General features: G+C 60.6%; 21 protein-coding genes and 1 pseudogene. 5 read left to right on the top strand and 17 right to left on the bottom strand.

The features are described from left to right. The 16 genes and pseudogenes from NV64_RS20875 to NV64_RS20805 form a co-directional block, all read right to left on the bottom strand. Window positions 1–704 (bottom strand): annotated as a pseudogene (locus tag NV64_RS20875) (OmpA family protein); the annotation flags it as partial. Next, on the bottom strand, window positions 701–1375 hold the full coding sequence (gene tssL / locus NV64_RS20870) for a type VI secretion system protein TssL, short form (protein ID WP_101506685.1): 675 nt from the start codon (window positions 1373–1375) through the stop codon (window positions 701–703). The pseudogene NV64_RS20875 and the gene tssL, both read right to left, overlap by 4 nt. Beyond that, on the bottom strand, window positions 1372–2712 hold the full coding sequence (gene tssK, locus NV64_RS20865; protein ID WP_199177704.1) for a type VI secretion system baseplate subunit TssK: 1341 nt from the start codon (window positions 2710–2712) through the stop codon (window positions 1372–1374). The genes tssL and tssK overlap by 4 nt, the downstream gene beginning before the upstream one ends. Window positions 2713–2721: 9 nt before the next feature. After that, the gene (locus NV64_RS23510; RefSeq protein WP_158239916.1) at window positions 2722–2868 is read right to left on the bottom strand and encodes a hypothetical protein; all 147 of its coding nucleotides are present in this window, start codon (window positions 2866–2868) and stop codon (window positions 2722–2724) included. Window positions 2869–3490: 622 nt separating this feature from the next. Continuing rightward, entirely contained in the window at window positions 3491–3988 is a 498-nt protein-coding gene (gene cheW, locus NV64_RS20860; RefSeq protein WP_056234028.1) for a chemotaxis protein CheW, read from the bottom strand. Between the two features lie 24 nt (window positions 3989–4012). Further along, window positions 4013–6028: a chemotaxis protein CheA gene (gene cheA / locus NV64_RS20855; protein WP_101506683.1), complete on the bottom strand. Its 2016-nt coding sequence runs from the start codon at window positions 6026–6028 to the stop codon at window positions 4013–4015. A 10-nt stretch (window positions 6029–6038) separates the two neighbouring features. Then, a complete protein-coding gene (motB, locus tag NV64_RS20850; protein WP_101506682.1) occupies window positions 6039–7103 on the bottom strand; it encodes a flagellar motor protein MotB in 1065 nt (354 codons plus the stop codon). Continuing rightward, the gene (motA, locus tag NV64_RS20845) at window positions 7100–7984 is read right to left on the bottom strand and encodes a flagellar motor stator protein MotA (RefSeq protein ID WP_056234038.1); all 885 of its coding nucleotides are present in this window, start codon (window positions 7982–7984) and stop codon (window positions 7100–7102) included. The genes motB and motA overlap by 4 nt, the downstream gene beginning before the upstream one ends. Window positions 7985–8116: 132 nt before the next feature. After that, window positions 8117–8695 (bottom strand): flagellar transcriptional regulator FlhC, encoded by a 579-nt coding sequence (flhC, locus tag NV64_RS20840; protein ID WP_101506681.1) that lies wholly within the window; start codon window positions 8693–8695, stop codon window positions 8117–8119. Next, window positions 8695–9048 carry a flagellar transcriptional regulator FlhD gene (gene flhD, locus NV64_RS20835; protein WP_056234044.1) on the bottom strand — a complete coding sequence of 118 codons (354 nt, stop codon included), beginning with the start codon at window positions 9046–9048 and terminating at the stop codon, window positions 8695–8697. Before flhD ends, flhC begins: the two co-directional genes overlap by 1 nt. Before the next feature lie 981 nt (window positions 9049–10029). Further along, window positions 10030–11427, bottom strand: coding sequence for an alpha,alpha-trehalose-phosphate synthase (gene otsA / locus NV64_RS20830; RefSeq protein ID WP_056234046.1), 1398 nt, complete (start codon window positions 11425–11427; stop codon window positions 10030–10032). Continuing rightward, entirely contained in the window at window positions 11424–12206 is a 783-nt protein-coding gene (gene otsB, locus NV64_RS20825) for a trehalose-phosphatase (protein WP_233209061.1), read from the bottom strand. The genes otsA and otsB overlap by 4 nt, the downstream gene beginning before the upstream one ends. 292 nt (window positions 12207–12498) lie before the next feature. Beyond that, entirely contained in the window at window positions 12499–13599 is a 1101-nt protein-coding gene (gene pmrB, locus NV64_RS20820) for a two-component system sensor histidine kinase PmrB (RefSeq protein WP_101506680.1), read from the bottom strand. Beyond that, a complete protein-coding gene (pmrA, locus tag NV64_RS20815; RefSeq protein ID WP_056234051.1) occupies window positions 13599–14270 on the bottom strand; it encodes a two-component system response regulator PmrA in 672 nt (223 codons plus the stop codon). Before pmrA ends, pmrB begins: the two co-directional genes overlap by 1 nt. Then, entirely contained in the window at window positions 14267–15910 is a 1644-nt protein-coding gene (gene eptA / locus NV64_RS20810) for a phosphoethanolamine transferase EptA (protein ID WP_056234054.1), read from the bottom strand. Before eptA ends, pmrA begins: the two co-directional genes overlap by 4 nt. Window positions 15911–16119: 209 nt before the next feature. Next, window positions 16120–17013 carry an ABC transporter six-transmembrane domain-containing protein gene (locus NV64_RS20805; protein ID WP_101506686.1) on the bottom strand — a complete coding sequence of 298 codons (894 nt, stop codon included), beginning with the start codon at window positions 17011–17013 and terminating at the stop codon, window positions 16120–16122. A 90-nt stretch (window positions 17014–17103) separates the two neighbouring features. On the opposite strand from NV64_RS20805, the gene NV64_RS20800 reads away from it, so the two are divergent. Continuing rightward, window positions 17104–17688, top strand: a complete 585-nt coding sequence (locus NV64_RS20800; RefSeq protein WP_101506679.1) for a TetR/AcrR family transcriptional regulator — start codon at window positions 17104–17106, stop codon at window positions 17686–17688. Window positions 17689–17704: 16 nt separating this feature from the next. Here NV64_RS20800 and NV64_RS20795 read toward each other — a convergent pair whose 3' ends face one another. Continuing rightward, entirely contained in the window at window positions 17705–18436 is a 732-nt protein-coding gene (locus NV64_RS20795) for a YoaK family protein (protein WP_056234059.1), read from the bottom strand. 325 nt (window positions 18437–18761) lie between these two features. Here NV64_RS20795 and NV64_RS20790 point away from each other — a divergent pair, with 325 nt between their 5' ends. From NV64_RS20790 to NV64_RS20775, 4 genes are all read left to right on the top strand, one after another. Further along, a complete protein-coding gene (locus NV64_RS20790) occupies window positions 18762–20372 on the top strand; it encodes an ABC transporter substrate-binding protein (RefSeq protein ID WP_101506678.1) in 1611 nt (536 codons plus the stop codon). After that, complete coding sequence (locus tag NV64_RS20785; RefSeq protein WP_101506677.1) at window positions 20350–21306, top strand: ABC transporter permease; 957 nt, start codon at window positions 20350–20352, stop codon at window positions 21304–21306. Before NV64_RS20790 ends, NV64_RS20785 begins: the two co-directional genes overlap by 23 nt. Further along, on the top strand, window positions 21303–22166 hold the full coding sequence (locus NV64_RS20780) for an ABC transporter permease (protein ID WP_056234066.1): 864 nt from the start codon (window positions 21303–21305) through the stop codon (window positions 22164–22166). The genes NV64_RS20785 and NV64_RS20780 overlap by 4 nt, the downstream gene beginning before the upstream one ends. A gap of 4 nt (window positions 22167–22170) precedes the next feature. After that, window positions 22171–22371: ATP-binding cassette domain-containing protein (locus NV64_RS20775; protein ID WP_146005530.1), on the top strand; the 201-nt coding region annotated here is incomplete at its 3' end.

Raw genomic sequence — 22371 nt, 5'->3', positions numbered from 1 at the left:
AACAGCGCTTCAGCGTGCTGCTGCAACCACGCCGTCAGGCCGTTCATCAGCACCTGCTGCTGCAAAGCCGCGCCCGCCGTCAGCCCGCCGTTCAGCGTGCCGGGCGCCGCGTTTTCACGCCAGACGCGCACCGGCTCACCGGGCATCGCGGCCTGCCACAGCGGCTCACCGATCATTGCGCTGCCCGCCTGAGCATGGAGGACCAGCGGCAGTGAACAGCCGGTTTCACGTCGCAGCTGGCCGGTTTGCCAGCGCAGCGTCAGCAGCCGGCTGGCCAGCGCCTCGTCGTCCTGATGCTGTTGAGGACAAATGCTGACCATCACCGCCAGCTGACGTCCCCACGCCGGGCGCAGCGCCAGCAGCTGGCGGGCGACGACGTCCAGCTCCTGATGCCTGGCCACCCGCACCCAGCAGCCGTGCGGCACGGTCAGCACAGATGAGCCCTGCGGCCACGCCTGCATGCTGTCGCCACACACCAGCACTACCGGCTGGCGGTATGCGGCTTCCGGCAGATCATCCACGCTCAGCACGTTTACCTGCGCCGGGCGACGGCGGGTCGCCAGCACCACGACAATCAGCCCCCAGCAGAGCAGCATCAGCAGCACGGCTGTCATCCGGGAGACCGGCAGAAAAACCAGACACAGCACGGCGGACAGCAGCGCGGCCCACAGCGCCAGCATCCGTTGCAGCGCGGGGCCGATCACTGACCGACTCCCGGCAGTAGCGAAGCCACCAGGCGGCTCAGCCAGTGATTCAGCCCCCACCAGACGGCGGCCAGCAGCAGGACCGATAAGCCAATACGCAGCGGCCAGCCGGACAGCCAGCCGCTGATGCCCCGGGCCTTTCGGCTCTCGGCCAGCACGCTCTGCCCCTGCACGCCGCTGAAGGGCGCAACCTGCGCATTCAGCGCCTTTACCAGCTTTTCCCGCTCCGGGTCGCTGAGCGAGCGATAGCCGCCCAGGAAGCCCAGCAGCATCACGCGCTGGAAGCAGGTCAGCACCGCGGCATCCGGCGCTGGCTCATGCAGCACCTCGCGCATGCGGTTGCAGAGCCTGTCACCGGCCTCCACCGTGCCGAAAAAGTGCCCCTGCAGCGGCAGGTGATACCACTGCAGGCAGGCGTCATCCTGTTCACCGCGCCCCTTCACCACTTCATCAATCAGCGCGCACTGGGCATAAAGAATGTGCTCACGGCTTTGTGCGTCGCAGCCGGCCTGTTGCAGCGCCAGCTGCACCTTTTCCACTTCAGAGACGCAGTGCTCCCACAGCACGCGCCCTTCCCCCTCCTTAAACACCGGACCGTGACGCAGGCTGATGACCTGCAGCCAGCTGTTCTGCAACAGCGCATCGATATCACACGCGTTTCTCTGGCTCATGTTCTCAGCACCGCAAACAGTTCAAGTTCAGGTTCACCCAGCATGCCCGGTACGTAGAACATGCAGCTGCCGCTCGCCAGCATCTCTGCGGCCGCCGGGTGCGACAGGTCAAGGGCAAAATAGTGGTTTTCCAGACGCAGGGGGATCGCGGCAGGAACGTGGCGCAGCGGCCTCAGCGGGATGCCCTGCTGCGACGCATTCACCAGATCGGTCACGGAGTCCGGGCTGCCGACCTTGCACTGGCGCGGGAACTGTTCCTGCAGCTGCGCCGCCGGCAGCGGAGAGCGCACCGAAAGGTAGAAATCGGCCTCCTCGCGCAGGCGCGGATCCTGCAGACGTGCCAGCCACTGGTGCAGCCGCCTGTCGTGTTCCATCTCAATTGACACCACGCGTGACGGCAGGCTGGCTTCCAGCAGGTCGCTGAGCAGATCGAACAGTGGCGGGAAAACAGCGTTCAGCTGCGCGTGCTGATAGGCAGGAATGGCGCTGACCTGATGCGCCAGCGAGAACGTCAGCAGGCTGCCTGCCAGACGAGCCAGCTCCGTGTAAAGGCGCTCCGGCGCGCTTTGCGGGAAGCGCAGGAACTGCACCAGCACCGGCTCTGCACTGTTCAGCGCGTTGAGCAGCCAGAACAGCGAGACATCGGCAACGGCAAAGTCGGCCATGCGTTCGTTGCTTTCGCGGCGCATCGCCATCAGGCGGTGGAGGCGGGCACGCAGCTGCGTGATCAGCTGGTCAAGCTGGTTCAGCAGCCACGGACTGCTCTGCACGGTCAGCGGCGGCGGCAGAAAGGCGTTGTCCTGGGTCCAGCCCCCCTGACTGTCCTGCTGCAGACGCGCCACCGGGCAGACCAGGTAATCAGCGTTGTTCTGATGGGCATAACGCAGCGTCAGTTCAGGTTTGATCACCGCAATCTGGCGCGTATCATCGCCAAACTGATTGCGGATATCACGCCAGCGCTGGCGATAACGGGTCGGCCGTTCGGCAACGTCATCGGGCTGCAGGCAGTTGCCGCCGTTCGCCCTGAGCAGAGGCAGTGCCAGCACCACCACCACCACATCATCACCTTCGGGTATCAATACCGGCGGCAGATCGTCACCCTTGCTGGTGTCAATCAGCGTACCGTCCTGAAAACGCAGGTGCAGATGCCGCGCCTGCAGACGGCCGAACTTCAGCACATCTGCGTCAAATTCAGCGCGGATAACGCCCCAGGGGTGATTAAGTCCCATCTGCGCAATACATTCTGCTGACCAGGCCGTATACGTTGTCTGCTGCTGAAAATGCTGCGGCGAGATCATCACGCCCCGGCCCCACAGCGGTTGTTCAATTTTCATCAGGCCTCCGCCTTATGCTTTGCTGCCGCTGGCGGCGAAGGTGTTTTCAACGGGGAGGTTTACTGACGGGGAGAACGCCGCCAGTACGCTGGCGACGTTGTTTTTATTGCGGATGCTGACGACCGGTTCCGGGGATCTCTTATAATAAGAATTACTCATGATTACTCCTGTAAAAATGATGCGGAAAGCGGACAATATGTATACTTTCCCTGTGTACAGGCGTGACTATAGAATAACCAGCTTAAGGCGATCAACAGGCAGGTTGATAAAATGTGATCTGATTTATATAGGAAATTTCCTAGAAGATTACTTAAGCCGCTAAAATAAACGCCTGACGGGCGCTGTTTCATCTGAAATGTTCATAAGCTAAACAGGCGCCGAAACCAGAATAATTCGCCATTTTCTCGTTTATTTCATCAGTAAAAATTAACTATTTAGCGTAATGGCAGTCATGAGAGCTGATTCTCATCACCTCAGCTTAATGTAGTGGCACACTGAATCTGGCCACCTCACCAGAGGTGAAATCGTCATCACAGAAAGGAGAAAGGCAGCGTGAAATCCGTTCGGGATTGGGAAAATCGGCAGGGGTGTGAAGAGGATTACGCAGAGAGTCGTAACAAGAAATAACGCTGAGGTCGTGAGAAAATTGCATAAAAAAATCCGTAATCTTCCAGGAGATTACGGATTTTTACACCACCACTGGATCGGTCAGCCGATCCTTAACCGGTCGGCATCAGGCCACAGTGGTCTGCCTTTCTGCTGCCTGCTGCATCCGTCAGACTCAGGCGCTGCGCAGGTTGTCCACCAGCGCCATCTCTTCACTGCTCAGCAGTTTTTCGATGTCGACCAGAATCAGCATGCGGTCGCCCAGCGCCCCCAGCCCGGTCATATATTCGGTGGACATGGTCACCGCAAACTCCGGTGCCGGGCGGATCTGCTCGTGCATCAGCGACAGCACGTCAGAGACGCCATCAACCACGATGCCGACCACGCGGTGCTCCAGGTTCAGCACGATCACCACGGTGTTGTCGTTATAGACCACGTCCGGCTGGGCAAACTTAATGCGCAGATCGATAATCGGCACGATCACGCCGCGCAGGTTGGTGACGCCTTTGATAAACGGCGGCGTGTTGGCGATGCGGGTCACCTGATCGTAGCCACGGATCTCCTGAACTTTCAGGATATCGATGCCGTACTCTTCGGCACCCAGCGTGAAGACCAGAAACTCCTGGCCGACGGTTTCCCCGGTGATTTTAGTGACAGTGGCCATGCCAGTCATAGTTCTACCCTTAATCAGTTATTATCAGGCTGCGGCTCCCGCCACACGCTTTTCACGGTTCAGAGACTGCAGTGCAGAAACGTCAACAATCAGCGCCACGCTGCCATCGCCAAGGATGGTGGCGGCAGAAATGCCCGGCACTTTGCGGTAGTTGCTTTCGAGGTTTTTCACCACCACCTGGTGCTGACCAATCAGCTGGTCGACCAGCAGCGCATAGCGCTTACCGGCGCTTTGCAGGATCACCACGATGCCCTGAGTGGCCTCGGTTTTGGCACCCTGCACCTCAAAGACGTTCCACAGTTCCACCAGCGGCAGGTATTCGCCGCGCACTTCCAGCACGCGTTCACCGCCGGCCAGCGCCTTCAGGTCGTCCGCCAGCGGCTGCAGGGACTCCATCACCGCGTTCAGCGGCAGGATAAACACCTCGTTCGCCACCCGCACCGACATACCGTCGAGGATCGCCAGCGTCAGCGGCAGCAGGATGCGAATAGTGGTGCCTTTGCCCTGCTTCGATGAGATCTCAACGTGGCCACCCATCTCCTGGATGTTACGTTTCACCACGTCCATGCCCACGCCGCGGCCTGAAACGTCGGTCACCTGCTCGGCGGTGGAGAAGCCCGGCGCGAAGATCAGCATGCCGACCTCTTCGTCGCTCATGTTCTCGCTGACCGGCAGCCCGGACGAGAGCGCCTTGGCCAGAATGCGTTCGCGATTCAGTCCGGCACCGTCGTCGGTCACTTCGATGCAGATGTTGCCGCCCTGGTGCTCGGCGGAGAGCGTCAGGTTACCTACCGGGTATTTACCGGCGGCCTGGCGGGTTTCCGGCGACTCGATACCGTGATCGAGACTGTTACGCACCAGGTGGGTTAACGGATCGATGATGCGTTCGATCAGGCTCTTGTCCAGCTCGGTGGAGCTGCCCATCAGCGTCAGTTCCACCTCTTTGCCCAGCTTGCTGGCAAGGTCACGCACCAGGCGCGGGAAGCGGCTGAAGACGTACTCCATCGGCATCATACGAATCGACATCACCGATTCCTGCAGGTCGCGGGCGTTACGCTCCAGCTGACCCATGCTGTTCAGCAGGTCGCCGTGGTGTACCGGGTCCAGCGCGCCGGAGCGCTGCGCCAGCATCGACTGGGTAATCACCAGTTCGCCGACCAGGTTGATCAGCTGATCGACCTTCTCAACCGCAACGCGGATGCTGCTGGACTCGCTGGCTTTGGCGGCCGGCTGCTTTTTATGCGCTTCACGCTTCGGCGAGATATCGCTGACGGTGGCCAGCGGATGGCTCTCTTCGGCCTCGTCGTCAGACTCGTCTGCCGCTGGCTCGACCGCCGCCACCGCAACCGGTGCCGCAACGGCGACCGGTTCAGGGAAGTCGATTTGCGACTCGTCGAGCACGAAGCACAGCACCGCCACGATGTCATCTTTGCCCACCGAGGAGTCCAGCGTGGCTTCCAGCACGTTCTCGCCTTTAACCGCGTCCAGCACGGTGCCAAGGTTGGCCAGCTCGTCGAGCATCAGGTCAGCTTCGCCCGCTTTCAGCGCGCTCAGGCGAATGCGCAGACCGGCTGCGGCTGGCACAGCAGCCTCTTCTGACGGCACTTCAACCAGCGCCACGCGCGGCGCGGCGGGGGCGGCAACGCTCTCGCCTTTGGCTTCCAGCGCCAGCTGGCGCAGCACCTGACAGATGTAGGTGAAGGCCTCAGCATCCGGTTCTGACGCCGTTTTGTAGGCATCTAGCTGTTCCTGCATAATATCTTTGGTTTCCAAAAACAGATTGATGATATCGGTGCTCAGCTGCATTTCGCCGCGACGAGCATCGTCAAGAATATTTTCCAGAATATGCGTGGTTTCCTGCAGCACCGAGAAGCCGAAGGTGCCGGCCCCCCCCTTAATGGAATGGGCGGCGCGGAAGATCGCGTTAAGCTGTTCCGAATCGGGCTCCTGCGGGTCTAACCCCAGCAGGTGTTGTTCCATATCGGCCAACAGTTCGTCGGCTTCATCAAAGAACGTCTGGTAAAAATCGCTGATATCCATGCTCACGGTATCACCTCGGCTGTGAGTCGCGATCGGTCTGAATCGCAGCCGGTGCCGCCGGTAATGTGGTTACCGGCGACGGGCTGGCTGCGGGTTCAGCCTGTGGTTGGGGTTGAGAATCGGTTTGAGAATCAGGTTGTGTCACGGGTTGGATCGTCTGCGACGCCGGCAGTTCCGGCGCGGCAATCTGTTTCAGGCTGTCCGGGCTGCTGATATTGATCGCATCACCTTCGGCATTTTCTTTTTCAATCTGCTCTTCGGTATCGTGATTCAGCACCAGCAGGCTGATACGGCGGTTAACGGCATCGTCGCCACCGCGATTTTTCAGCTTCATGGTGGCCGCCATACCGACCACACGCAGCACTTTTTCACCGTCCAGCCCGCCGCTGATCAGCTCGCGGCGCGAGGCGTTAGCGCGGTCGGCGGAGAGCTCCCAGTTGCTGTAACCGCGGTCACCGCCGGCATACTGGAAGTCATCGGTATGACCGGCCAGGCTGATCCGGTTAGGAATATCGTTCAGGATCGGCGCAATCGCCCGCAGAATATCGCGCATGTAGGGTTCCACCTGCGCGCTGCCGGTTTTGAACATCGGCCGGTTCTGGCTGTCGATAATCTGAATGCGCAGCCCCTGCTCAACCATGTTGATCAGCAGGTGCGGACGCAGCGCGCGCAGGCGCGGATCGGCTTCAATCAGCTGATCCAGCTTGTCGCGCAGCTTCTTCAGCCGCGTTTCGTCCAGCTGGCGCTTCTGCGCCCGCTTGGCTTCATCAATATCGACCACCTTTTTCACTTCGCCGAGCTTTTCCGTCGGGTCCTGGCCGCCGCCGGGGATCGGGCTTTCGCTGTCGCTGCTGCGCTGGCCGCCGGTCAGCGCGACCTTCAGCGGCGTTTTAAAGTAGTCAGCAATCTGCACCAGCTGCTGCGGGTTGGAAATTGAGATCAACCACATCACCATAAAGAAGGCCATCATCGCCGTCATAAAGTCGGCGTAGGCAATTTTCCATGAGCCGTGTCCGGCCTCATGTTTTTTACCTTTTTTCCGCTTTACCAGCACAATGGGGTGGTTGTTCTTCATGCGTCCTGATCCGAAGTCTGCTTGGTGGCTTTCGCATTACGCACGTGCTCTTCCAGTTCGGTAAACGACGGGCGTTCGGTCGAATAGAGCGTCTTGCGGCCAAATTCCACCGCGATCTGCGGTGCATAACCGTTCAGGCTGGAGAGCAGCGTCACCTTGATGCACTGCATCATTTTGGTCGATTCAGCGCACTGCTGGCGCAGCACGCCCGCCAGCGGCGAGATAAAGCCGTAAGCCAGCAGAATACCGAGGAAAGTACCGACCATCGCGTGAGCGATCAGTCCGCCGAGTTCTGCCGCCGGGCGGTCGGCTGATGCCAGCGTATGCACCACGCCCATTACCGCCGCTACGATGCCAAAGGCCGGCAGCGAGTCACCGACCGTCGCCAGCGCGGTGGCCGGCACGTCGCACTCGTGCTCGTAGGTTTCAATCTCTTCATCCATCAGCGCCTCAATTTCAAAGGCGTTCATATTGCCGCTGATCATCAGGCGCAGATAGTCGGTGATAAAATCGACCAGCCGCTTGTCAGAGACAATGCGCGGGTAGCTGGCGAAAATTTCGCTCTCGGCCGGGTTTTCAATATCCCGCTCCAGCGACAGCATGCCCTGCTGACGCGATTTGGCCATCAGGCGGTACAGCAGCGCCATCAGGTCCATATAGACCGCTTTGTTGTATTTCGAGCCGCGCATCAGCAACGGCAGCGACTTCAGCGTCGCTTTGATCGCCTTACCATTGTTGCCGACGATAAAGGCACCGATACCTGCCCCGCCGATAATCAGCAGTTCAGCCGGTTGATACAGGGCTCCGAGGTGGCCGCCTACCATTGCGTAGCCGCCCAGCACCGAGCCCAGAACGAGGATATAACCCAAAATTACCAGCACAACGAATCCTTACGTCTGTAAACGTGTGGGTGGAAGGTAAGCCGGAAAGCCGCAGGTGGAACGCCATGCCCGAGCAAAAAAAAAGCAGCGGTCAATGACCGCTGCTGGATTCACTCTCTATGGCGAACACTATTAAACGGCTCGTTTAACCTGTTCATCCAGCAGTTGTGAACTGTTATCGGCAGATTCTGCGATAAGTTTACGTCTTTTTACCGCGCGAGATGGCGGCTGGCAGAGGCTGCAGGTAAAGCTGTTAACGGGCTGGTGTGCGTGGTTAATAAAGCTGCCGCCGCAGCATTTGCAGTCGGAAAGCTCGAGCATGCCGCTCTCAACGAAACGCACCAGCGTCCAGGCACGGGTCAGCGCCAGAAGCGGCGCATCATCCTGCTGCGGACACTGTTCGAGGTACAGACGATAGGCTTTGATCACCGCATCCACACCGCTGCACATTCCGCTTTTGATCAGGAACTGCCAGGCGTTGCAGAACATCGACGCATGGATATTTTGTTCCCAGGTCATAAACCAGTCGGTGGAGAAAGGCAGCATGCCCTTCGGAGGTGGACTGCCGCGCAGTTCTTTATACAGCTTGATCAGGCGGCCACGGCTTAACTGTGTTTCGCTTTCCAACATTTGCAGACGGGCGCCCAGGGTGATGAGTTCCATCGCCAGCTGGATGTCGCGCGCCTCCTGCACAATACTCTTTTCGCTCATTAACTCGCAGCCTTCTTTTTCGGCGTCTCATCAGCTTTCGAGACGTCACGTAACAAACGACTGGATAGCAGGATACCGGTGTGGATCTGTTGCAGATCGTCGACCCGTGACTCCTGGGTTAAACGGCTAATTGCATTGTGGTCGTCAAAGCGAAACTGGCAGACCAGTTGATTGGTTTCCGCCAGTTTGACCATTTCAGGCAATGTGAGTCGCGCAAGAGCGTCGGCCATTGGCTCGTCGATCCCTAAGCGAAACATTGCAGATGCTTTTTCCTGGTTAATTAAACGCTGCGCGAGCAGTAAATACGACAAATTGATGTCATAAATGTGTTTGAGTAATTCGGATGTACCCATTTTTTTTCCATCCTGACTGACACTACTTTTAACGTTCGCGGTCTGTGTGCCGCTACCATGGTTGCTGGTTGGTAAATCTAAAGATGGCAAAAATTTATGGCTGAAGCCAACGCGTGAAACCGTTCGTCAGATCCTTAGAGCCACCAGGCAGCATATCGGGAGTGGATCCGTCTTGCTGGCCGCTGCTTCTGCGCCTGTTCTTCCCTGCTGGTATTCATGACTTCTTGTTACATTCTTATAAGACTATTCTTAAAACAGAGCAACTCTATCCCCTATGATTTCGACATACAACGCAAACACGGCGAAATTTTAGATAAAGTGTGATGCACATCACACTTTTGATGGAAATAGTTCCTAAAAAAGCATCAGCGCCGCTGTTCATTAGGTCGCTAATTAACCTTTTTGCGCAATTTTTGTAACATCAACACCCGCAACCGCCCCCGCTGCTGATAAATCACCCACTCTGATGACCAGACCGACAGATCTGGTTAAAAAAAACCAAAAAATAAATATAAATGCAATAAAGCGGCGGAAAAAAACCGGTTAACTCAATAAATATGCACTTGAATTGCATTTAAAGACGCAGGTATTCTCTGCAGATTGATTGACGACGCTGAGCGATAAAGTGCAGCAAAGCCGCCTTTACGTTGGATTTACACAGTTGTTTGTAAGCACAGTGCAACTAATGTCTGTAATGGGAAAACAGATGTAAATGGGGGTTACATAAGGATTGTGAATGATTTGTGGATTTTTTTAGGAAAGTAACACTCCACTATCGGCAGGATGTGCGCTTTCTTGAGGGAAAAGGTGACTAAATTTCTTACTTATGCTTCAACTGCTGCTTTTTACGCCAGAATGCAGCCGCCTGAAGACATTTTCCAGGCGGAATTGTTTACCGGACACGGTTTGTCACGCTGCTACCCGCCTGCGCGGGCAGCCGATAACGCGCCAGAGCGGATCAACGCCGGTCAACGCGGCCGGTTACCCGGACGACCTCTGGCTGGCGTTGACCGCCCGCAGATCCTGCAGATAGTCGGTACGCCAGCGGGTGATGTCGTTGTGGCGCAGCACCGCCATCATGTCGTTGTAGCGGGAGATGCGCTCGGTGCGGGACATGGTCAGAGCCTGATCCAGCGCCGCGGCCACCTCATCGCGATCGTAAGGGTTAACGATTAGCGCGGCGGTCAGCTCGTTGGCCGCGCCGGCAAACCGCGACAGGATCAGCACGCCAGGATCGTCCGGGTCCTGCGCGGCGACGTACTCTTTCGCCACCAGGTTCATGCCGTCGCGCAGCGGGGTCACCAGCCCGATATCGGTCAGACGGAAAATTTTCATCAACAGACGACGGTCAAAGTGCTGATTCAGATAGTAGAGCGGGGTCCAGCCCAGCGTGCCGTAATTGCCGTTGATACGCCCGGCTTCGGTCTGCAGCTGGTGGCGAATATCCTGATAGGCCTGCACGTCGCCGCGCGAGGTTGGCGCAATCTGTGAATAGCGAATATTGCCGCGATGCTGCGGATAGTGCTCCAGCAGCGCCTCGTAGGCAAGAAAGCGCTCCGGCAGCCCCTTAGAGTAATCCAGCCGCTCGCAGGCGATGATGTTCTTCGCCTCACCCAGGTCCTTCTTCATTGCCACCATCTTCGGCGGCAGCGGCCCTTCCGCCATCTGTTTAATGCTGTCCGGCTCGATGCCGATCGGGTAGACCCCGGTGCTGAAGGTGTGGCCCAGCGCCCGGTGGACGTTGTCCGTGCTGACCAGCGGCGTCAACTGCGCCACGCTGTCGAGGAAGGCGCTGCGATCGCTGTCGGTCTGGAATCCCAGCAGGTCGTATTCGCACATCATCGCCAGCAGCTCCTGATGCGGCGGCAGCGCGTTGAAGATCTCCGGGGTCGGAAACGGAATATGCAGGAAGAAGCCGATGCGGTTGGTGACCCCGCGTTTGCGCAGCTCGGCGGCAAACGGCAGCAGATGGTAGTCATGGATCCACAGCACGTCGTCCGGCTGCAGCAGCGGCAGCAGGCGTTCGGCCAGCCGGGTGTTGACCCGGCAGTAGCCCTCCCAGGCCTCGCGCTGGAAGTTCACCAGATCGAGGCGATAGTGGAAGGCCGGCCACAGCACCGCGTTGGAAAACTGCAGGTAATAGAGGTCGTAATCGTTCTGGTCAAGGCCAAAGGAGGCGTAGGTAATGCCGTCATGATCCAGCATCGCCAGATCGTCCTCGTCCTCTTCGCCAATTTCGTTAATCTCTCCGTTCCAGCCGTACCACAGCCCGCCGGTGGTTTTCAGCGCGTCGACGATGCCCACGGTTAACCCCCCGGCACTGCTTTTACTGCCGGTAGGGAGAGCGATACGGTTAGACACCACCACTAAGCGACTCATACTTTTTGCTCCTCTGACGTTGTCACGCCCTGATTTAATTGTAATTGTGTTGTTTCCAGCCACTGCCAGACGGCCGCCACGTTCTGCAGACGGTGACCTGCCACGCTTTCACCCTCGCCGACTTTAACTGAGACGCCGCCCAGCGCGTTCACCACCGCAAAACCGGCCTCGTCGGTGAGGTCATCACCGAGAAATACCGGGATACGCCCGGCAAACGGCGGCTGCTGCATAAAGGCGCTAATCGCCTCCCCTTTGCTCACCCCGGCCGGCTTCAGCTCAACCACGCATTTGCCGGGCTGCAGGTAGAAAGCCGGGTAACGGGCGACCATCTCCGCCGCCAGCCGCTCAATCGCCGGCTGATGCTGCGGCGCGCGGCGGTAGTGCAGCGCAAAGGCGATGCCTTTATCCTCCAGCTCCGCGCCGTCGAGCGCGCCCATCTGCCGGGACAGCTCCGCCGCCAGCTCACGCAGCAGGGGCTGCGGCAGCGTAACGCGCTGGATCTCATCCTCGCCGATGCGTCGTTCCGCACCGTGAATGCCGGCCGCCGGCAGCACCAGCGGGGCCACCAGCGTGTCCAGTTCGGCGATCGGCCGCCCTGAAACCAGCGCCACCGCGCCCTGACAGCGCAGGGCCAGGTCGGCCACGCGCTGGCGCACCGCAGCGGGAATAAAGACTTCATCGGGGCGCGACTGGATCGCCGCCAGCGTACCGTCGACGTCAAAAAAGAAGGCGTAGCCGGGGCTGGCCGTTGGGGATATCCACTGTGCTTGCTCGCTCACCACGTTCCTCCTGAAAAAACATTGCGTAAGGATGCTGCGGCGCTGAAGGGGATCGCTCAGAAGCGTCAGGCCCGATGGCCTGATGCGGGGATAAGGCGGGAAAGGTGTTACCAGCACCGGCGGCTGGCCAGAAAAAGGCAGAACGCAAAGCTCCCTGTAAAACCCGAAATTCACCACCGCCATGGCGTTACGCCACCGCGTCGACCCTTAACGCACAACAACATCGCGTTTAAGTATAGTTGAGGTTTCGATCTCTGCCAGACGCGATGCAGACCTTAAGGGGAACGCCGCGTCAGGGGGGTGGCGGGCCGTCGGCCGCGGCGGTGAGCACCACCCGCGCCTGGCAGCCACGGCCGTCAGTGCGGTTGTCGAGGTGAAACGCACCCTTATGCAGCTGTACGATGCGGGTAACGATACTCAGCCCGAGGCCGATGCCGCCGTAGCGGCTGTCCATACGCACAAAGGCCTTGCTCAGCTCGCCGCGTTTGCTGTCGTCAATCCCCGGCCCCTCGTCGCTGACCGTCAGCGTCGGCTCCGGCTCCGCGCTGATGCCCACGGTGATGCGGCTGCCGGGCGGGCTGTAGCGGTGGGCATTCTCCACCAGGTTGCGCAGCACCAGCCGCAGCAGCGTGGCGTCGCCGCGCACCAGCGCCTCCTGCTGCGGATCGATAATCAGCGTCTGTTGACGATCGTCGAGCATCGCCTGCAGCTCCTGCTGCATCGGCCTGAACACCTCCAGCAGCAGCGACACGTGCTGATAGTTGCCGGCGGTAAAGGCATGGCCAACGCGGGCCAGCTGCAGCAGCTGCGACACGCTGTGGGTCATCTGATCCAGCCGTTCAATCAGCGGCCGGACGTCGATGTGGTGCTTACGCTCGATCAGCTCAAGGTGCAGGCGCAGACCGGCCAGCGGCGTGCGCAGTTCGTGCGCCACGTCGGCGGTAAACAGCCGTTCGCGTTCCAGGCTGACCGTCAGCCGGGAAACCAGCCGGTTGATCGCCAGCGTTACCGCGTCGATCTCGCTGACCGAGGGCTGAAACGGCACCGGCTCCAGGTTGTTTTCGCCGCGGCGCTCCAGCTCCTGCTGCAGATCGGAAAGCGGCCGGGTGATCCACTTAATCGCCTGCCGGCACAGCAGCAGTGACAGGGTAATGATCACCAGGCTCGGCAGCGCCAGGCTGGCAATCGCCTCACGGATCTCCCTTTGCACGCTGCGCTGCACGTCGCGGTGGTTCAGCGCCGCCTCCACCAGCAGCTGGATCTGCTCTTTGCTTTCGTGCCACAGCCACAGCACGCTGATCACCTGGCACACCACCAGGATCAGGCCAATCGCCAGCAGCAGGCGGAAACGCAGCGTCGCCGGCCGCACCTCCGGCAGCGTACCGCCCGCCATCAGCCTGCACCGCCGTTTTTCACCAGCGAGTAGCCAAAGCCGCGCACCGTGCGGATCGCCGTGCGGCCGATTTTGTCGCGCAGGTGGTGAATATGCACCTCCAGCGTGTTGGTGGCCGGTTCTGTTTCCCAGTTGTAGATATCGTTGTACAGCACTTCCCGATGAACCGGCTGACCGGCCTTCAGCATCAGCCGCGCCAGAATCGCGTACTCCTTCGGCGTCAGCTCCAGCGGCGCGTCGCCGCGGGTGATCTGGCGGTGGGTCATATCCAGCGCCAGATCGCCGACGATAACCCGGGTATCGCCCTGATTGACGTTGCGGCGAATTAAGGCGCGGATGCGCGCCAGTAACTCGTCAAGGGCAAAGGGTTTAATCAGGTAGTCGTCCGCGCCGGCATCCAGCCCGGCAATGCGCTCCTGCACCGTATCGCGCGCGGTGAGGATCAGCACCGGCTGCATCTTTTTCTGCCGCCGCTGGCGCAGCAGAAAGTGCAGGCCGTCTTCGTCCGGCAGGCCAAGATCGAGGATCAGCAGGCTGTACTGGCTGGCGGCCAGCCAGGCCTCCGCGTCGCGGATGGTGGTGACGCCGTCGCAGACGTAGCCTTCGCCCTCCAGCGCCAGCACCAGCCCCTGCAGCAGCAGGGCATCATCTTCGACTACCAGAATTTTCATGGGGTATGGCTCCGGCACGCCGTCAGTAAGTCATCGGCAGGCTGATAGAGTTGGGTTTGCGTACCGGTCAGTCCCAGCACGGTGGCGAACAGATTATCCTGCGAGGCCGCCTGCGTCGCCGCCCGTTTGCTCAGACAGGCGGCGCTGACGCCAAAGCGCTGCTGATAGTCGGGGGATAGCCAGACCAGCAGCGGCACGTGTTTCTGCGCCTCCGGGGCGATAGCATAGGGCATTCCGTGCAGGTAAACGCCATTTTCCCCCAGCGATTCACCGTGATCGGAGAGATAGACCAGGCTGGTGGTGAACTGCTGCTGGTGCGCCTGCAGCAGCTTAATCGCCTTATCGACAATATAGTCGACGTAGAGCAGCGTGTTGTCGTAGGTATTCACCAGCTGCTGCTGGCTGCAGTCCTGGATCTGATTGGTGTCGCAGGTGGGCACAAACTTCCTGAATTGCGGCGGATAGCGGCGGAAGTAGGTCGGCCCGTGGCTGCCGATGGTGTGCAGCACGATCATGCCGTTGCCCTGCAGCTGGCTGATGTACTGCTCCAGGCCGTGGAACAGCACCTCGTCATAGCACTCGCCGTCGGTACACATGCCCGGCAGGTTGAGGCTGGTCATATCCTGATGCGGCACGCGGTCACAGGCCCCTTTGCAGCCGCCGTCGTTTTCGTTCCACAGCACGCTAATGCCGGCGCGCTGCACCACGTCCAGCAGCCCCTCCTGGTGTGCCGCCAGCACGTCATCGTAATGGGCACGCGGCATGCCGGAAAACATGCACGGCAGCGACACGGCGGTGGCGGTACCGCAGGAGGCGGTGTGCGGGAAGTAGCTGATGTCATCCTGCGCCAGCAGCGGACTGGTCTGCCGTCCGTAGCCGGAGAGGGAGAAGTTAGCCGCGCGTGAGGTTTCCCCCACCACCAGAATGGTCAGACTCTTCTTCGCGCCGTTGAGACGATCCGGGTTCTGCCGCGCGTCTTCACCGACGCGCACCAGCGGCTGATGTTCACGCTGCTGATGCTTATACCAGGAGAGCGTGGCGGCAATGGTGTTCGACGGGCTCAGCGACTTCACCAGCTCTTTATCGTTGCGGAACAGCGAGGCGTAATCTTTATAGAACAGCAGCGCCACCAGCAGGATCACCGCGACGGAGGCCAGCACGCTGACCAGCCGCCCGGCCAGATGTCGCCATAACCGCATCGGTTTACGGATGCGCAGCCACAGCATCAGCGCCAGCGGCAGCACGCAGGTGAACAGCAGCACCAGCAGCAGCTGGGTGGTTAACAGCGCAAAGCTTTCGGAGGCGGTGGTATCGATAATATTAACGATCATCGAACGGTCGATAATGATGCCGTAGTTGATGATAAAGTACTGCGCCGGGGCGGAGACCAGCACAAACAGCGCGATGACCAGGCTGTCCAGCCACAGCAGCGAGGCCAGCGTGACCACAATATTGATCACGCTGAACGCCACCAGCGGCATGGTGAGGAACACCAGCACGTTGCGCAGGCTGTCCGGCGGCATCGCCACCAGCACCTGGCGGTAGAAGGCAATATTCAGCCCGACCGAGATCAACAGCGCAAACAGCGCGATAAAGGTAAACCGGCTGACGGCCGGGCGGGAGAGAGAGAAACGTGGCATCTGGCCGTCCTTAATGTTCTGAGGCGGCCAGCATCGCAAAGAAAGTTTAGGAAAAGCTTAAGAAGCTTAAGAAGCTTAAGAACGTTAAACACCTGTATCGTCGTGTGCCGCCTCCCGGCGGCGAACCTTCCTGCCGGCCGCCGTACCTCGCCGCTCGCCGACGAGTGGGGAGTTTCGGCGGCGGCAGACAAGCTGTTCTGCCGTCAGATTCAGACGATGCCGGTGTTGACCCGCTTACCAATGTCCTTCAGCTGCGAGTACTTTTCCAGCAGCGTTGGGCCGTCGTCGAGGCTCATGGCAAACATCCACATATAGGTCATCACCGAGTAGATATGCCCGGCGTCGCTGATGCCGCGGAAGGTCATGGCGAGAATGGTGCCGGCAAACATCAGCGCCACCGCGCCGCCGATCGCCAGGTAGCCCAGCGCTTCGCGGTCAGACAGGCTGATGCGCAGCCGCGACAGCACGCGGTAGTGGCGGGTCAGCAGCGACGGCGGTGCCGCGCCCACCAGCCCGACCTCTTTCTCCAGCCGGTCATTCAGGCGGTTAAACAGCCACTCGTTTTTGTTGGTGTAGCCGCGCAGAAAGCAGGCGAACAGCAGCAGCACCGCCAGGCAGAACAGCCCGGTGTGAAACTCAATCACCAGCAGCATCACCGCCGCACCGCTGATCGAGGCCAGCGTGGTGATCAGCACCGGCAGGTGTTTCTCAAAGAAGTCGACAAACTCGCGGGAGAGCGCCACCCGCGCCGCCACCGTCGAGTGGCTGTGGTTCTGCCCGCGCTGGGTGAGGATCACCGGCACCGCCAGCTCGGCGTAAATGCGCGCAAAGGTGCGGGTATCGACGCTGCGCCGCGCCGCACCGATCGCCCACATCACCAGCACCATCAGCGCATAGAGCACCGCGTGCAGCGGCTTAGCCTCGAGAATGGCGTTAATGGCGAAGCCCGCCAGCAGTGGGTAGAGCAGATAGGTGACGTTTTCCGCCACCACCAGCAGCAGCGTCAGCCACAGCTTGCGGCTGTGACGACGGCCGATCAGTTTCAGCGTGCCGAAGGCACTGTGGGATGCAGCATCCGGCTGCAGGATTTTTTCCGTGTTCATATTCATTATCTGTTAAACTGCGCTTGAGCACCTGCTCAAACTACGGCAGCAGTCTATTTGAGCGACCGCTCAAAGTCAACGAGGGTAAAAATGAAAGAGACGGCGGAGGCCCTGCGGGGCAGAATTTTAACCGGCGCGATCGCGCTGTTTATTGAGCGCGGCGTGGAACGGGTCACCACCCGCGAGCTGACCGAACGCCTCGGCATCTCACGCAGCCATATTTATCACTACTTTCGCGACTGGGAGACGCTGTGCAGGGAAGCGATGACGCAGTTTATGCGCGAGGATGAGGCCGATTTTACCGCCCGCCTGCAGGGACTCAACGCCCACGCGCGGCTGATGGCCTTTGTCAGCGACTACCTGCCCGCGGAACCCCACGCCAGCTGGTCGCTGTACAGCTCGCTGTGGCAGCTGGCGATCCATGACGCGGAGTGGGCGGAGATGGCACAAACGCTGATGACCCGCTGGCATGAGATCATGGCCGACATCATTCGCGCCGGCCTGGCGGCCGGCGAGTTCCGCCACGGCGATCCGGAGCAGATTACCCGCCAGCTCAGCGCGATGGTTAACGGCTACGCCGAGCAGCTGATCGTCGCCCCCAACCCGCTGAAGCACCGCGCCGCCAGCGAAGATATCGCCGCCTTTATTGCCGTGGCGCTGCGGCCGGTCGGCTGAGCAGCGCGGGCGGCGGTCAGCAGGCCCGCCGCGCCGTAGCCTGTACCGTGACCGCCACCGCGCTTAATGCCACCAGGATCAGAAATACCCCCAGACCGGTCATCGCCGGGAAACCAAAGGTTTTGAACAGCAGCAGCCCGGCGATACAGCCGCCGAGAAAGGAGAATACCGTGGTCAGGTGGGTGAACAGCTGCTTCATATAGAAGCGCCGTTCGGCGGCGATAGTGCGGCTGAACAGCGAGAACAGCACCGAACCAAAGGCGATACCGGCATCGGTCAGCGTGCCGGTAATGTGGGTGGAGCGCACCCGGCCGCCGGAAAGCTGGGTGGAGGTGGCGTTATGGACGCCCATCAACAGCGCCAGCAGCGTCAGAAACTCGCGGTTATTGCCCGGTGAATAAAACAGGCTCTCATACAGCGCCGCCAGCGTCAGCACCACCCCTTCCGCCAGCAGGACCAGACAGTAAATGGTGCGCAGCTGGCGTTTCTCCCCGACGATCGCCAGCACGCGCGACAGCGTACAGCCAAGCACAAAGGCCGCCAGCAGCGCGGCCAGCAGCGTCAGGTCGCTGAGATCGAGGCTGGTCACCTCCGTAGAAAGCTGCGAGGCGTTGCCGCTCATATGCGAGGGGAAAAAACCAAAGGCGCCGAGCGCCATCGCGTTGAGAATGCCGGCGGTGGTGGCCAGCACCAGCGCCAGATAACGATCTTCGCGGTGCGAGCGGATCTTCTTCTTTTTTATCAGCATAGGACTCCCGGCAGGCTGAACGGCAAAAAAGTCAGGGGCGCGGCCTCATGCCGCACCTGCTCAGTATAGGCAGCGCTGAAGCCTGAAGATCCTGAGATTTGTCTGCATTCCCGACCCTCGGCCCGGATATTTTTCAACAATATTCAGAAGTTTTCAGGAAACGTAAAGTCCGCAGGCGCGGCCTGGCGTAGTCTGCGGGGCGAAGCCGGCAGGGCTTTAGTCAATTAACAGGATTAATAAGCTGTTTTTATTGGTTTTCTCCGGCGGTCACTGTTCGTAGGGTGATGGCAAACAGGGTGCATTCAGATACACAGCGGAGATAACAATGAAAACAGCAGTAACCGGACATTTTGCGCTTAAACAGATCGTGGCGGGCATCGTGCTGGCTACCCAGGCCTTTGCCGTCAGCGCGGCGGAACCGAAACCGGTCAGCGGCGGCACGCTGAACGTGGCGCTGGGCAGCGACACGCCGATTATTGACCCGTCAATCACCGGCTACTCGGTCACCGCGCTGGTAACGCGCAACGTGGTCGATTCGCTGGTCGGCCAGGCCGAAGACAACCGCTTTACGCCATGGCTGGCGGAGAAGTGGCAGATCAACGACGACCATACCGAATACACCTTCCACCTGCGTCGCGACGTCACCTTCAGCGATAAAACCCGGCTGGACGCGGCGGCGGTGAAATATAACATTGAGCGCATTCTCGACCCGAAAACCACCTCCAGCTACGGCAAGTCGCTGCTTGGACCGATCAGCGAGATTACCACCCCGGACGAATTTACCGTGGTTATCCGTTATAAAACGCCGTTCGCTTCGCTGCTGCAGGGTCTGAGCCTGCCCTACCTCGGCATTCAGTCGCCGACCTATCTGCAGAACACCGCCAACACCAGCAATACCGTGGTCGGGTCCGGGCCGTTCATTCTTAAATCTTTTGTTAAGGGCAGCGGCAGCCAGCTGACCCGTCGCGCGGACTACAACTGGGGGCCGGGCTATGCGCAGCATCAGGGCCCGGCGTATCTGGAGGCGATCAACTTTAAATACCTGCCGGAATCCTCGGTGCGCCTCGGCGCGCTGACCAGCGGCCAGGTGCAGGCGATCGACGCCGTGCCGCCGGCCAGCGCCCGCTCGCTTAAAAGCAACGCCCAGCTGCAGATCCTCACCAAAGAGAATCCCGGCGTTAACCGCGTGCTCTATCTGAATACCTCAAAAGGCCCGTTCAAGGATCTGGCGGTACGCCAGGCCTTCCAGGCCGCGCTGGACCCGGCTTCAGCGGTAAAAGTGGCGTTCTTCGGCACGCTGAAGGCGGCGGATAACGTGCTGGGGCCGCAGACGCTCTATTACGATCCGTCGGTCGCCGCGCGCTGGGGCTTTGATGCGGCGAAAGCGGCGCGCCTGCTGGACGAAGCGGGCTGGAAAATCAAAGATGCGGCGGGCATCCGCAGCAAGGACGGCCAGCCGCTGACCGTGCATTTCGTCTATGATCCGAAATCAGCGGAGAGCGCCGATATCACCCTGTTCCAGGCGCTGCAGTTCCAGGCGAAAAAGGCCGGCTTTGACCTGCAGCTGGATCCGGTGGACGCCGGCGTGTTCAGCGCCCGCGGTGCCAGCAATGATTACGATATCCAGTCGAACTTCTACGTGCGCGCCGAGCCGGATATTCTGCGCACCGTGTTCCACTCCGGCTATATCCCGCCGAAAGGAGCCAACTACAGCCGCGTTAACACCCTGGATGACCAGCTGACCCAGGCGATCGGCGCCGCCGACGGTGAACGTAAGCAGCTCTACAGCCAGATCCAGCAGCGCATTATCGACCAGGCTTACGTGGTGCCGGTGTATGTGCCCGCCTATCAGTTCGGAGTGAGCAAAAAGGTGCACGGCGTCGGCTGGTCCACCAACGCCAAACCGACCTTCTATGACGCGTGGATCGGCAAGTAATATGGCGCTGACCACCCTGAAGCGCCTGTTCACCATTCTGGCCGTCCTGTGGGGGGCGGCCACCCTCACCTTCGTGGCCGTTAAGCTGATCCCCGGCGACCCGGTGCTGATCCTCAGCGGCGGCGACAGCGTGGTGGAGGATGATTATCGCGCCGAACTCACCGCCCGCTTTGGCCTGGATAAACCGGTCTGGCTGCAGTACCTGCGCTACTGCGGCCAGGCGCTGAGCGGGCATCTGGGTGAAAGCTATCAGTTTCGCGCGCCGGTGGTGCAGGTGATTACCGACGCGCTAGGCCAGACGCTGGTACTCGCCGGTCTGGCGCTGACGTTAGCCCTGCTGCTGGCGGTGCTGAACGCGCTGGCCACCGCCGGGCGCTGGCCGCTGCTGCGGCTGTTTAACAGCAGCCTGGAGCTGTGCCTGCTCAGCACCCCGGTCTACTGGACCGGTATTGTTCTGCTGAGCATTTTCAGCTTCCATCTGCAGTGGTTCCCGGTGACCGGCAACGACGGCTGGCTATCGCTGGTGCTGCCGGTGATTACCCTGAGCCTGCCGCTGGCCGCCACCCTCAGCCAGGTGCTGCGCGACGGGCTGGAGCAGGCGCTGCAGCAGCCCTTTGCCCTCACCGTACGCACGCGCGGCGCCGGCGAAACCCTGCTGCGCCTGCGCCACGGCCTGCGCCATGCGGCGCTGGCGGCCTCCACGCTGACCGGCACGCTGCTGGCCAACCTGCTGAGCGGCTCGATACTCACCGAAACCGTCTTTGGCCGCGTCGGCCTTGGCAAAATCACCCTGCAGGCGATCGCCAGCCGCGATATGCCGCTGATCCTCGGGCTGGTGATGCTGTCGGCGCTGCTGTTTGTTATCGTTAACCTGCTGGTCGATGCGCTCTATCTGCTGATCGACCCGCGCCTGCGCGCCGGGAGCCACCGATGAGCGACAATCTGCACCCCCTGCTGCGCCGCACGGCGCGGCGCGACCGCGTGGTTCACCCCTGGCTGGCGCTGCGCACCCTGCTGCCGGCGGCGATCGTGCTGCTGCTGCTGGTGATTGCGCTGGCTCCGCAGTGGTTTACCGCCCGCCTGCCGGACGAGATTGATATCAGCGCCGTGCTGCAGCCGCCGTCGCTGCAGCACTTTTTCGGCACCGATACGCTGGGCCGTGACGTGTTTACCCGGGTGATCTACGGCACGGCGCTGTCGCTGAGCATCGGCCTTGGAGCCACGCTGATCGCCTGCGGCGGCGGCGTGGTGCTGGGCATCCTCGCCTCGCTCGGGCCGCGACCGGTGCGGCATCTGGTGGTACGGCTGCTGGATATTCTGCTGGCGTTCCCTGAACTGCTGCTGGCGCTGCTGGTGATCGCGGTGCTCGGGCGCGGCCCGACCAACACCCTGCTGGCGGTGGGGCTCTCCGGCATTGCCGGCTATGCCCGCCTGCTGCGCTCGCAGATCTTACAGGTGAAAATTTCCGGCTACGTGCAGCAGGCGGTGGCGATCGGCGAATCGCCGCTGACCCTTCTGCTGCGCCATATCATTCCCAACACCCTGCGGCCGCTGGTGATCGTGGTGACCCTCGGCATCGGCCATTCGGTGCTGAGCGCTTCATCGCTGAGCTTCCTTGGCCTCGGCGTGATCCCGCCCACCGCCGAGTGGGGCGCGCTGCTGGCGGAAGGACGTGACTTCCTCGACATCGCCCCGTGGATCAGCCTGCTGCCCGCCAGCGTGGTGGCGCTGTCGGTGATTACCCTGACCCTTGCGGGCCGCCGTCTGCAGTCGCTACTGACTACCGGAGACTAATATCATGCCCGTTCATCCAAACCGCCCAACCACCCTGCTCGACGTTCAGGATCTGCGGGTCAGCTTCCGGCTGCCCGCAGGGCTGACGGAAACGGTTAAAGGCCTCACTTTTCAGCTTAACGCCGGTGAAATCGTGGCGCTGGTCGGCGAGTCCGGTTCCGGCAAGTCGGTCACCGCCCGGGCGCTGGTCGGGCTGGCGGGCGAC

This window comes from Erwinia sp. B116 (assembly GCF_002865965.1).
In the GTDB taxonomy this organism is placed as follows: Bacteria; Pseudomonadota; Gammaproteobacteria; order Enterobacterales; family Enterobacteriaceae; genus Erwinia.
The sequence above is the reverse complement of the archived record's forward strand: the minus strand, read 5'-3'. Positions and strand labels throughout refer to the sequence as shown.

Bases quoted from the DNA above. Each gene is read 5' to 3' on its own strand.
- tssL (WP_101506685.1), bottom strand. From the start codon at position 1,375: ATGAGCCAGAGAAACGCGTGTGATATCGATGCGCTGTTGCAGAACAGC.
- NV64_RS23510 (WP_158239916.1), bottom strand. From the start codon at position 2,868: ATGAGTAATTCTTATTATAAGAGATCCCCGGAACCGGTCGTCAGCATC.
- cheW (WP_056234028.1), bottom strand. From the start codon at position 3,988: ATGACTGGCATGGCCACTGTCACTAAAATCACCGGGGAAACCGTCGGC.
- cheA (WP_101506683.1), bottom strand. From the start codon at position 6,028: ATGGATATCAGCGATTTTTACCAGACGTTCTTTGATGAAGCCGACGAA.
- motB (WP_101506682.1), bottom strand. From the start codon at position 7,103: ATGAAGAACAACCACCCCATTGTGCTGGTAAAGCGGAAAAAAGGTAAA.
- flhC (WP_101506681.1), bottom strand. From the start codon at position 8,695: ATGAGCGAAAAGAGTATTGTGCAGGAGGCGCGCGACATCCAGCTGGCG.
- flhD (WP_056234044.1), bottom strand. From the start codon at position 9,048: ATGGGTACATCCGAATTACTCAAACACATTTATGACATCAATTTGTCG.
- otsA (WP_056234046.1), bottom strand. From the start codon at position 11,427: ATGAGTCGCTTAGTGGTGGTGTCTAACCGTATCGCTCTCCCTACCGGC.
- pmrB (WP_101506680.1), bottom strand. From the start codon at position 13,599: ATGGCGGGCGGTACGCTGCCGGAGGTGCGGCCGGCGACGCTGCGTTTC.
- pmrA (WP_056234051.1), bottom strand. From the start codon at position 14,270: ATGAAAATTCTGGTAGTCGAAGATGATGCCCTGCTGCTGCAGGGGCTG.
- eptA (WP_056234054.1), bottom strand. From the start codon at position 15,910: ATGCCACGTTTCTCTCTCTCCCGCCCGGCCGTCAGCCGGTTTACCTTT.
- NV64_RS20805 (WP_101506686.1), bottom strand. From the start codon at position 17,013: ATGAACACGGAAAAAATCCTGCAGCCGGATGCTGCATCCCACAGTGCC.
- NV64_RS20800 (WP_101506679.1), top strand. From the start codon at position 17,104: ATGAAAGAGACGGCGGAGGCCCTGCGGGGCAGAATTTTAACCGGCGCG.
- NV64_RS20795 (WP_056234059.1), bottom strand. From the start codon at position 18,436: ATGCTGATAAAAAAGAAGAAGATCCGCTCGCACCGCGAAGATCGTTAT.
- NV64_RS20790 (WP_101506678.1), top strand. From the start codon at position 18,762: ATGAAAACAGCAGTAACCGGACATTTTGCGCTTAAACAGATCGTGGCG.
- NV64_RS20785 (WP_101506677.1), top strand. From the start codon at position 20,350: ATGACGCGTGGATCGGCAAGTAATATGGCGCTGACCACCCTGAAGCGC.
- NV64_RS20780 (WP_056234066.1), top strand. From the start codon at position 21,303: ATGAGCGACAATCTGCACCCCCTGCTGCGCCGCACGGCGCGGCGCGAC.